Raw genomic sequence first — 10,380 nt, 5'->3', positions numbered from 1 at the left:
ACGCCGCGGATGATCTCGGTCTTGCCGAAGCTCTTGCGCAGGTCGCGCAGCTCCAGCGCGTAGCCACCGGCATGCACGTGGCTCATGGTCTGCTCATGGGGATGCACGGGGGTGTCAGTCATGGTGCTCATAACGTCTCCCGGCGTTTGATTTCTTTTTCAATGTCGGTCTGGATCGCGGCCCACTGCTGCATGAACTGGCGGCGCGTGAGTTCAAAGATGCCCAACCCGGTGAGCGTGACGAAGGCCGCGCCGAACCAGCTGCCCGCCTGGCTCGGGTGCAGGGTCATGCCGAGGTACTTCAGATCGTCGCCCAGTGCGGCGTCGAGCTTCAGGTGGTAGATCATTTCGACCATGGCGCCCGCGCCCAGCAGGATCACCAGCGCCGTGACGGCCAGCGCCAGGTACGCCACCCAGACCTCGCGCAGCCGGCCGAACGAGGCCACGCGCAGGTTCATCATGATCAGGCTGGCGATGCCGCCCGGTGCGTACATCACCATGAACAGGAAGATGAGGCCGAGGTACAGCAACCAGGCCTTGGTCAGCTCCGAGAGCAGCACGGCCGCCAGCACCATCAGGATGCCACCGATGATGGGGCCGAAGAAGAAGGTGGCGCCGCCCAGGAAGGTGAACAGCAGATAGCCGCCCGAGCGCGCCGCGCCCACCACCTCGGCCGTGACGATCTCGAAGTTCAGCGCCCCCAGGCCGCCCGCCACACCGGCAAAAAAGCCCGCGATCATGAAGGCCAGGTAGCGCACCTTCTGCGTGTTGTAGCCGATGAACTCGACCCGCTCGGGGTTGTCGCGCACGGCGTTCAGGATGCGGCCCAGCGGCGTGCACGTGAAGGCGAACATCAGGCCCACGCTGACGAAGGTGTAGACCGCGATCAGGTAGTACACCTGCCTCGGCGGGCCGAAGCTGATGCCCATGAAGGCCTCGCCCACCACCCGGTTGCCCGAGACACCGGCCTCGCCGCCGAAGAACTCGGAGAACATCAGCGACATCGCAAACACCAGCTCGGCCATGCCCAGCGTGATCATGGCGAACGGCGTGCCGGCCTTCTTGGTGGTCACATAGCCGAACAGGATGGCGAAGAACAGCCCGGCCACGCCGCCCACCAGCGGGATCAGGCTGACGGGGATCGGGATCTGGCCATCGGTGGCGGCATTCAAGGCGTGCATCGCCATGTAGGAGCCCAGCCCGGTGTACACCGCGTGGCCGAAGCTCAACATGCCCCCCTGCCCGAGCAGGATGTTGTAGGACAGGCAGGCGATGATGGCGATGCCCATCTGCGACAGCATGGTGATGGACAGGTTGCCGCTGAACACCAGCGGCGCGACCAGCAGCACCAGCGCGAACAGCGACCAGACGATCCAGCGGCCGACGTTCCAGGGTTTGAATTCGTAATGGGTTTTAGACATGTCGGGTCATCCTTCTCGCGTACCCAGCAAGCCTTTGGGCCGGAAGATCAGGATCAGCACCAGGAACAGGTAGGGCAGGATCGGCGCCACCTGCGACAGCGTGAGCTTGAGCACCGAGTTCTCGCGCATCGCGTCGCTCACCTGCATGCCGAACTGCTGCGCGACGCTGACGAAGGAGTGGTCGAGCCCCACCGCAAAGGTCTGGATCACGCCGATCAGCAGCGAGGCCAGGAAAGCGCCCGAGAGCGAGCCCATGCCGCCCACGACCACCACCACGAAAATCACCGAGCCCACCGTGGCCGCCATGTTGGGCTCGGTCACGAAGGTGCTGCCACCGATCACCCCCGCCAGGCCGGCCAGGCCGGTGCCCGCGCCGAACACCAGCATCAGCACGCGGGGCACGTTGTGGCCCAGGCTCTCGACCATCTCGGGGTGGGTCAGGGCGGCCTGGATGACCAGGCCGATGCGGGTGCGCGTGAGCAGCAGCCACAAGGCCACCAGCATCAGGAGCGCGACCAGCATCATGAAAGCCCGGGTGGCGGGGAACGGGGAACAGATCGTGCCCGCCACGCTGCACACATCGCTGCCCACCGCCCCCCAGAACACCGACAGCGTGTCCTGCGCGTCGTGCACCAGCGTGAAGGCCGGGCCACGCAGCAGCTCGGGCGGCGTGAACTCCACCGCCGTGCGGCCCCAGATCAGCTGCACCAGCTCCAGCACGATGTACGAGAGGCCGAAAGTCACCAGCAGCTCGGGCACATGGCCGAACTTGTGCACCCGGCGCAGGGTCAGGCGCTCGAACAGCGCGCCCAGCGCCCCTACCACGAGCGGCGCGACGATCAGGCCAGGCCAGAAGCCCACCAGCTGCGCCACCGAATAGCCGATGTAGGCACCCAGCATGTAAAAGCTGGCGTGCGCGAAATTGAGCACCCCCATCATGCTGAAGATGAGCGTGAGCCCCGAGCTCAACATGAACAGCAGCAAGCCGTAGCTCACGCCGTTGAGCATGGAGATGATGAAGAACTCCATGGATCAGGCCTTTCGAGGGCGAAACGTGGGGGGAAGGAAAACCAGCGAGCGCGATAGCGAGTATGGCCCGCCAGCCAAGTCAACGGAGCGAAGTGCCTGAACCCAGAACGCGGCGGAACCGGCTCCGCCGGGCCGCAGCGCGTTGCCCCCTGGAGGGGGTCGCGCGCAGCGCGGCGGGGGTGCCTCCTTATCCAGGCCGCTTCATGTCGCAGCTCGTCGGCGTGCTGGACACATAAGAAGGGAATTCCTTCACCGGTGCCAGCGTCATGCCGGTGTTCTCCGGGCTGTAGGGGTACTTCTTGTCGGCCTTTTGCCAGACCGTCAGGTACAGCGGTTGCTGCAGCTGGTGGTCCATCTTGCGCACCTCCACTTCGCCGTTGAAGTTCATGACCTTCAGGCCTTCCATGGCAGCGGCCACCTTGACCGGGTCGGCCGACTTGGCCTTGGCCATGGCAGCGCCCAGCACATTGAACGCCGTGGGAATGGCACCGGTGTACATGTCGTCCTTGAACTTGGCCTTGAACTCGTCGCCCCACTTGCCCATCTGACCGCCCATGTTGTAGTGCTGGTAAGCCACCTGGAACACGCGGCCTTCGCCACCCATTCCGAGCGCGGTCGGGGTGCCGGTGACGCCGGTGTAGTAGGTGTAGAACTTGCCGGTGTAGCCGCCTTCGTTCGCCGCTTTCACCATCAGCGCCAGGTCGGAGCCCCAGTTGCCGGTGATCACGGTGTCGGCGCCCGATGCCTTGATCTTGGCGATGTAAGGCGCAAAGTCACGCACCTGGGCCAGCGGGTGCAGGTCTTCGCCCACGATCTTCACGTCGGGACGCTTGCGGGCCAGGTTCTCCTTGGCGAACTTGGCCACTTGCTGGCCGTGCGAGTAGTTCTGGTTGAGCAGGTACACGGCCTTGACGTCCTTCTGGTCCTTCATGAAGGTGGTCATGGCCTCCATCTTCATGGAGGTGTCGGCGTCAAAACGGAAGTGCCAGTAGCTGCACTTGCTGTTGGTGAAATCGGGGTCCACCGCGGCGTAGTTCAGGAAGATCACTTCCTTGCCCGGGTTGCGCTCGTTGTGCTTGTTGACCGCGTCGATCAGCGCACCGGCCACCGACGAACCGTTGCCCTGGGCGATGTAGCGCACGCCCTGGTCCAGCGCGGCCTTGAAGGCGTTCAGGCTCTCTGCGGGGCTGAGCTTGTTGTCGAACGCCACCATCTCGAACTTCACGCCGGCCGGGTTGGTGGCGCTGAACTTCTCGGCAAAAAACTGCCAGCTGCGCAGCTGGTTCATGCCCACCGGTCCCATCAGCCCGGTCTGCGGGTCGATCAGGGCGATCTTGACGGTTTCGCCCTTCTGGGCATGCGCACCCATCATGGTCAAAGACAGGGCGGCGATGGCAACAGCTTGAAGGGCGAATTTCACGTGAAGGCTCCTTGGACAGATGAAGCCGCCAGCGTAGCCGCTATGCCTGTGCCTCCCCTCAGGGATTGCCCCTACCCCCTATCGCACAGGCGACTGGAGGGCCGGCCCATCGGCCCGCACCGCAAGTGCTCAGCCTCCAGGGCGGTCCATCTGACAGGCACTGGGCCGGCCGATCTGGGCGGCGTTGATCGCCATCACTGGCGCAAAGGTGTGGCCCGTGGCTTCGGCCGCGAGCGGGAACCGGGCATCGGTTTTCTGCCAGCGCGACACGAACAAGCCGGCCTGCAGCTGGTGGTCGTCGGCGCGCAGGGTGACCGGGCCGTTGGCGCCCTCAAAGCGCATGCCGCTGAGCACCCGGGCCACGGCCAGCGGTTCGATCGAGCGGGCGCGCGACATCGCATCGCGCAGCATCACGACGCCGTCGTGGCTGGACGACACCACGAAGTCTTCGCCGTGACGGGCGCGGAAGGCCGTGGCCACACGCCCGATCTCGCCTCCCGTGTTGGTGTGGGTCTGGGCCACCTGGTACACGGGGAACCCGACCGTGCCCGCCGCCAGCTCGGTCGGCACCCCTTTGAGCGCCGGGTAGTAAGCCAGCAGAGGCAGCGTCGATTGCCGGGCCTGCAACGAGCGCACCAGGTACACCATGTCGGCCCCCCAGTTCCCGGTCACCAGCGCCTGCGCACCCGAGGCACGGACGCGGTCGACGTGGGGCTTGAAATCCCGGACGAGAAACGGCGCGTGAAACTCGTCGCCCACCACCTCGATGGGCAAGCGGCTCGCGGCCACGGCCTCGCGAAAATAGCGCGAGAACTGCTGCCCGTGCGCGTAGTTCTGGTTCAGCAGGTACACCTTGCGGATCTCGGACCGCTGCGCGAGAAACAGCATGAGCGCCTGCATCTTCATCGCCGTGTCCGGCTCGATGCGAAAGTGCCAGAAGCTGCATTTTTCGCTGGTCAGCGCGGGGTCCATCGCGGCGTAGTTGAGCAGCAGCACCGACTTGTGCGGCAGGCGCTGGTTGTGGCGCGTGATCGCGTCGGACAGCGCGGCCGTCACCCCCGATCCGTTGCCCTGCACGACATAGCGGAAGCCCTGATCGATGGCCGCCTTCAGCACGTTGAGGCTCTCCTGCGGCGAGCCCTTGTTGTCGAAGCCGGCGATCACGAACCGCACACCGGCGCGGTCTTCACCGCCGTTCAGCCGCTCGGCAACGAACTGCCAGCTCTTCAGGCTGTTGCGGCCGATGTCGGCGGCCGGCCCCGACAGCGGATCGATGAAGGCGATGCGCACCGTCTGGCCCTGCTGGGCGCACAACGCCAGCGGCCACCACAGCGCGGCCACCAGCGCGACACAGAACCGGCGCATGCCGTCAGTGCTCCACGGCGCCGGAGCGCCATCCGCACCGCGTGAAACGGTCCAACCCAGAGGCACCGCCGGGCCGGCTTCGCCGGACGGCCAGTGCCGCCCCCCTTGAGGGGGGTGACGCGAAGCGGCGCGGGGGGTGCTTCTTCACCTCACAGCCCGGGCAGCACGTAGTCCTTGAGCTGCTGGCGCAGCGTCATCTTCTGCATCTTGCCGGTGGCGCCCAGCGGGATCGCGTCCACGAAGACCACGTCGTCCGGCACCTGCCATTTGGCGATCTTGCCTTCGTAAAACGCCAGCAGGTCCTCGCGAGTGACCTCGGCGCCGGGCTTCTTCATCACCACCACGATCGGGCGTTCGTCCCACTTGGGGTGCTTCATGCCGATGCAGGCGGCCATGGCCACGGCCGGGTGGGCCATGGCGATGTTTTCCACGTCGATGGAGCTGATCCACTCGCCACCGGACTTGATCACGTCCTTGCTGCGGTCGGTGATCTGCATGAAACCGTCGGCGTCGATGGTGGCCACGTCGCCGGTCGGGAACCAGCCCTTGCCCGCCGCGTCGTAGCGCAGCGGGTCGCCGCCCTCGCCCTTGAAGTAGCTGGCGATGATCCAGGGCCCGCGCACCAGCAGGTCGCCGTAGGCCTTGCCGTCCCAGGGCAGCTCGTCGCCCGATTCGTCCACGATCTTCATGTCCACGCCGTAGACCGCGCGGCCCTGCTTCAGGCGCACCTTCAGCTGCTCCTCGGGCGACAGCACCAGCTGCGCGTTCTTCAGCGTGCACACCGTGCCCAGCGGCGACATCTCGGTCATGCCCCAGGCGTGCAGCACCTCGACGCCGTAGGTGTGATTGAAGGCGTTGATCATGGCCGGCGGGCAGGCCGACCCGCCGATCACCGTGCGCTTCATGGTGCTGAACCTCAGGCCGCCGGCCTGCATGTGGCCCAGCAGCATCTGCCACACCGTGGGCACGCCCGCGGCCATGCTCACCTTTTCGGATTCGATCAATTCGTAGACCGACTTGCCGTCCATCGCCGGGCCGGGGAAGACCAGCTTGCAGCCCACGGCGGCGGCCGAGTACGGCAGGCCCCAGGCGTTGACGTGGAACATGGGCACGACCGGCAGGATGGAATCGCGCGCCGAGCAGCCCAGTGCGTCGGGCAAGGCCGCGCCGTAGGCGTGCAGCAGCGTGGAGCGGTGCGAATACAGCGCGGCCTTGGGATTGCCCGTGGTGCCGCTCGTGTAGCACATGCTCGATGCGCTGTTCTCGTCCAGCTCGGGCCAGACATAGGTTTCACTCTGGCCACCCAGCCAGGCTTCGTAGCTCACCAGCCCGGGCAGGCCGCTGTCGGCCGGCAGCTTGTCGGCGTCGCACAGCGCCACCCAGTGCTTCACGCCCGGGCACTTGCCCGCCACCGCCTGCACCAGCGGCAGGAAGCTCATGTCGAAGCAGATCGCGCGGTCGTCGGCGTGGTTGACGATCCAGGCCAACTGCTCGGGGTGCAGGCGCGGGTTCAGCGTGTGCAGCACGCGGCCGGTGCCGCTGACGCCGAAATACAGCTCCAGGTGGCGGTAGCCGTTCCAGGCCAGCGTGGCCACGCGGTCGCCAAAAGCCAGGTGCAGGCTGTCGAGCGCGTTGGCCACCTGGCGCGCGCGGCGGGCGATCTGGCCCCAGTTGCTGCGGTGGATGTCGCCTTCGACGCGGCGCGAGACGATCTCGGTGCTGGCGTGGTGGCGCTCGGCGTGGGTGATGAGCGACGAGATCAGCAACGGTTGGCTTTGCATCTGTCCCAGCATGGTGGGGGTCTCCTTGGATCGGGTTTCTGAAAAACGAACGGTCGTTCGAAAATTTACCCAGCATCATGCCTCAACTGACAGCGCCCTTCATAGCGGGTTGCCCCCGATAGCCGACCCATCAGGGGGTTCAAGTCATCCGGGGGACAATGCCCCATCGCCCTGCACGTTGCAACGCCCCACGCGGGCCTTTCGGAGATGCCCATGAGCTCTTTCCCCGTCCAGAAAACCGATGCCGAATGGCGCGCCCTGCTCGCCGAGAAGGGTGCCGAACCGGTGGCCTTCGAGGTCACGCGCAAAGCCCACACGGAACGCCCGTTCACGGGCAAATACGAGACCGTGTGGGCCGACGGCAGCTACCACTGCGTCTGCTGCGGCAACACGCTGTTCGACGCCGGCACCAAGTTCGACGCCGGCTGCGGCTGGCCCAGCTTCTCGCAGGCCATCCCCGGCGCCATCACCGAAATCACCGACCGCAGCCACGGCATGGTGCGTGTGGAAACCGTGTGCAGCCAGTGCGGCGCGCACCTGGGCCACGTGTTCGAGGACGGCCCCACCCCCACCGGCCTGCGCTACTGCATGAACTCCGCCTCCCTCGACCTGCAACCCAAATAAGCACTTTGCACAAGGACCTCCCATGAAAGCCCAGAACATCCTCCAGACCATCGGCCAGACCCCCCACATCCGCATCAGCAAGCTGTTTGCCGGCGCCACGCAGCAGGTGTGGATCAAGTCCGAGCGCAGCAACCCCGGTGGCTCGATCAAGGACCGCATCGCCCTGGCGATGGTCGAAGACGCGGAAGCCTCGGGCGCGCTGAAGCCGGGCGGCACCATCGTCGAACCCACCTCCGGCAACACCGGCATCGGCCTGGCCATGGTGGCCGCCGTCAAGGGCTACAAGCTGGTGCTGGTGATGCCCGACAGCATGTCCGTCGAGCGCCGCCGCTTGATGCTGGCCTACGGCGCCAGCTTCGACCTGACGCCGCGCGAGAAGGGCATGAAAGGCTCGATCGCTCGCGCGCAGGAGATCGTGGCCAGCACACCCGGCGCCTGGATGCCGATGCAGTTCGACAACCCGGCCAACACCGAGGTGCACGCCAGGACCACCGCGCAGGAAATCATCGCCGACTTCCCCGAGGGCATCGACGCGCTGATCACCGGCGTGGGCACGGGCGGCCACCTCAGCGGCTGCGCCCGCGTGCTCAAAGCGAAATGGCCCCAGCTCAAGGTCTACGCGGTGGAGCCCTCGGCCTCGCCGGTGATCTCCGGCGGCAGCCCCTCGCCGCACCCGATCCAGGGCATCGGTGCCGGCTTCATCCCGGGCAACCTCGACACCGCGCTGCTCGACGGCGTGATCCAGGTGGACGCCGAACCGGCCCGCGAGATGGCGCGGCGTTGCGCCAGCGAAGAAGGCATGCTGGTCGGCATCTCCTCCGGCGCCACGCTCGCGGCCATCGCGCAGAAGCTGCCCGAGCTGGCGGCCGATGCCGTGGTGCTCGGCTTCAACTACGACACCGGTGAGCGCTACCTGTCGGTCGAAGGCTTCCTGCCCGCCTGAGCGCGCGAGACGGCCCCATGACCGACCGCACCGACGAGCGCCTCACGCAACTCGAAATCAAGCAGAGCTACACCGAGGACCTGCTCGACACGCTCAACGACATGGTGGTGAAGCAGCAGGACCAGATCGACCTGCTGCTGCGCGAGCTGGTGCAGTTGCGCCGGCAGGCGAGCGACGACGGAATGCCCCGCCAGCGCTCGCTGCGCGACGAGCTGCCGCCACACTACTGAAACCCGATCGGCGGGGCTAAGCGGCCACCGCTTCGCTGCGCTCGATCTCCCGCACGGTGCCGTGTTCCAGCCGGAAGAAGCGGTTGCAATAGCGATCGACCAGCTCGTTGTTGTGGGTCGCGAAGACAAAAATGCCCACGCTCTGCAGCAGCGCCTCCATGCGCTTTTTCGCGTTGACCTGGAACTCGGCATCGCCCATGCCGAAGATCTCGTCCACCAGCAGGATGTCGGGCTGCACCGTGGTGGCCACCGCGAACATGAGCCGGGTCGACATGCCCGACGAGTAGGTGCGCACCGGCAGCTCCAGGAACTCCCCCAGCTGGCAGAAATCCTCGATGTCGGCGGTGTGCTTTTCGATCTCTTTCAGGCTCATGCCGAGCAACACGCCCATGCGGGTGATGTTCTCGTAGCCGGAGAGCTCGCCGTCGATGCCCGCGCCCAGTTCCAGCATGGTCGACACCCGGCCCTCGCGCACGATGGTGCCCGAGATCGGGGTGTAGACCCCGGCCAGGGTGCGCAGCATGGTGCTCTTGCCCGCGCCGTTGTGGCCGATCAGCGCCACGGCGTCGCCGTTCTTCAGCTCGAACGACACGTCCTTGAGCGCGGTCACCACGTTGACCTGGCCGGCTTCGCTCTCGATGCGCCCGCCCGTGCTGACCCGCACCAGGTGGTTGCGCAATGAAAAGCTGCGGCTGTTGTACACCGGGTACTGCACCGTCACGTTCGACAGGGAAAGGCGTGCCATGAATCAGATCCAGAAGGCGATGCGATCGCGCTTTTTGTTGAACAGCCAGAACGCCAGCAGCGAGCCGCCGAGCAACAGGGCCAGGTTGACCCAGATGACGAAGAGCGGCGGGGCATGCCCCAGCAGCGGCGAGCGCACCAGCTCGATGCCGTGGGACAGCGGGTTGAACCAGAGAATGCGCTCGCTGAACGGCAGGTAGTTGGGCCGGTAGAACACCGGGCTGATGAACATCAGCAGGGGCAGCACCGCCCCGACGATGTGCTCCAGGTCGCGGAACCGCGCCCCCAGCACGCTGACCAGCACGCAGATCCAGTACAGGTTCGCAATCAGCAGCGCCAGCGCGGGAAACACCAGCAGGCTCGCCCAGGTCACCGGCACGCGGTACACCAGCGCAACGATGAGGAAGATGGGCAGGTTGTGCAGCAGGTTCACCACGTGCCGCAGCAACAGTTGTGGCGGGTAGATGCTCAGCGGCAGGCTCAGGTTGCGGATGATCGACGCCTGGCGCACGTACACCGTGGTGGACTCGCTCAGCACGCCGGACATGAACTGCCACAGGATCAGGCCCGCCGTCAGCGTCGGCACGAACTGCGCGGCCGGCACGTTCATCAACTCGCTCCAGAGCAGCCCCAGGCCCATGGACCCGATGGCCGTGCCCAGCGTGAGCCACAACGGGCCGAGCACGCTGCGCTTGTAGCGCGCGCGCACATCGCTCAGGGCCATGAAACTGATGATGGGCCAGCACTTCAGGCCGGCGGCGACATCCAGGATCGCGGGCCATTGCCGCCAACCCTTGCTTGCACTCATGGAAATACCTCGTTCC

The 10,380-nt window shown here is 66.1% G+C and carries 10 protein-coding genes and 1 pseudogene; 3 read left to right on the top strand and 8 right to left on the bottom strand.

Features of this window, described 5'->3' with window-relative positions:
• The 6 genes and pseudogenes from IV088_RS11925 to IV088_RS11900 form a co-directional block, all read right to left on the bottom strand.
• Positions 1–86, bottom strand: a pseudogene (locus tag IV088_RS11925) (ABC transporter ATP-binding protein); the annotation flags it as partial.
• Positions 87–127: 41 nt separating this feature from the next.
• Entirely contained in the window at positions 128–1,420 is a 1,293-nt protein-coding gene (locus tag IV088_RS11920) for a branched-chain amino acid ABC transporter permease (protein ID WP_291102083.1), read from the bottom strand.
• Positions 1,421–1,426: 6 nt separating this feature from the next.
• Positions 1,427–2,449 (bottom strand): branched-chain amino acid ABC transporter permease, encoded by a 1,023-nt coding sequence (locus IV088_RS11915; protein WP_291102081.1) that lies wholly within the window; start codon positions 2,447–2,449, stop codon positions 1,427–1,429.
• A 187-nt stretch (positions 2,450–2,636) separates the two neighbouring features.
• Positions 2,637–3,869 (bottom strand): branched-chain amino acid ABC transporter substrate-binding protein, encoded by a 1,233-nt coding sequence (locus IV088_RS11910; RefSeq protein ID WP_291102077.1) that lies wholly within the window; start codon positions 3,867–3,869, stop codon positions 2,637–2,639.
• A 129-nt stretch (positions 3,870–3,998) separates the two neighbouring features.
• A complete protein-coding gene (locus IV088_RS11905) occupies positions 3,999–5,234 on the bottom strand; it encodes an ABC transporter substrate-binding protein (protein ID WP_291102075.1) in 1,236 nt (411 codons plus the stop codon).
• 149 nt (positions 5,235–5,383) lie between these two features.
• Positions 5,384–7,027 (bottom strand): 3-(methylthio)propionyl-CoA ligase, encoded by a 1,644-nt coding sequence (locus IV088_RS11900; protein WP_291102073.1) that lies wholly within the window; start codon positions 7,025–7,027, stop codon positions 5,384–5,386.
• A 201-nt stretch (positions 7,028–7,228) separates the two neighbouring features.
• On the opposite strand from IV088_RS11900, the gene msrB reads away from it, so the two are divergent.
• From msrB to IV088_RS11885, 3 genes are read left to right on the top strand one after another with little or no spacing between them, the layout of a single operon-like run.
• Positions 7,229–7,639, top strand: coding sequence for a peptide-methionine (R)-S-oxide reductase MsrB (gene msrB, locus IV088_RS11895; RefSeq protein ID WP_291102071.1), 411 nt, complete (start codon positions 7,229–7,231; stop codon positions 7,637–7,639).
• Between the two features lie 22 nt (positions 7,640–7,661).
• Complete coding sequence (gene cysK, locus IV088_RS11890) at positions 7,662–8,582, top strand: cysteine synthase A (protein ID WP_291102069.1); 921 nt, start codon at positions 7,662–7,664, stop codon at positions 8,580–8,582.
• A 17-nt stretch (positions 8,583–8,599) separates the two neighbouring features.
• Positions 8,600–8,812 (top strand): SlyX family protein, encoded by a 213-nt coding sequence (locus tag IV088_RS11885; protein WP_236961898.1) that lies wholly within the window; start codon positions 8,600–8,602, stop codon positions 8,810–8,812.
• 16 nt (positions 8,813–8,828) lie between these two features.
• On the opposite strand, the gene IV088_RS11880 is transcribed toward IV088_RS11885, so the two are convergent.
• Positions 8,829–9,557 (bottom strand): ABC transporter ATP-binding protein, encoded by a 729-nt coding sequence (locus IV088_RS11880; RefSeq protein ID WP_291102067.1) that lies wholly within the window; start codon positions 9,555–9,557, stop codon positions 8,829–8,831.
• 3 nt (positions 9,558–9,560) lie between these two features.
• On the bottom strand, positions 9,561–10,364 hold the full coding sequence (locus tag IV088_RS11875) for an ABC transporter permease (RefSeq protein ID WP_291102065.1): 804 nt from the start codon (positions 10,362–10,364) through the stop codon (positions 9,561–9,563).
• Positions 10,365–10,380: the final 16 nt, after the last annotated feature.

This window comes from Hydrogenophaga sp., from assembly GCF_018780075.1.
Classification (GTDB): Bacteria; Pseudomonadota; Gammaproteobacteria; order Burkholderiales; family Burkholderiaceae_C; genus Hydrogenophaga.
The sequence above is the reverse complement of the archived record's forward strand: the minus strand, read 5'-3'. Positions and strand labels throughout refer to the sequence as shown.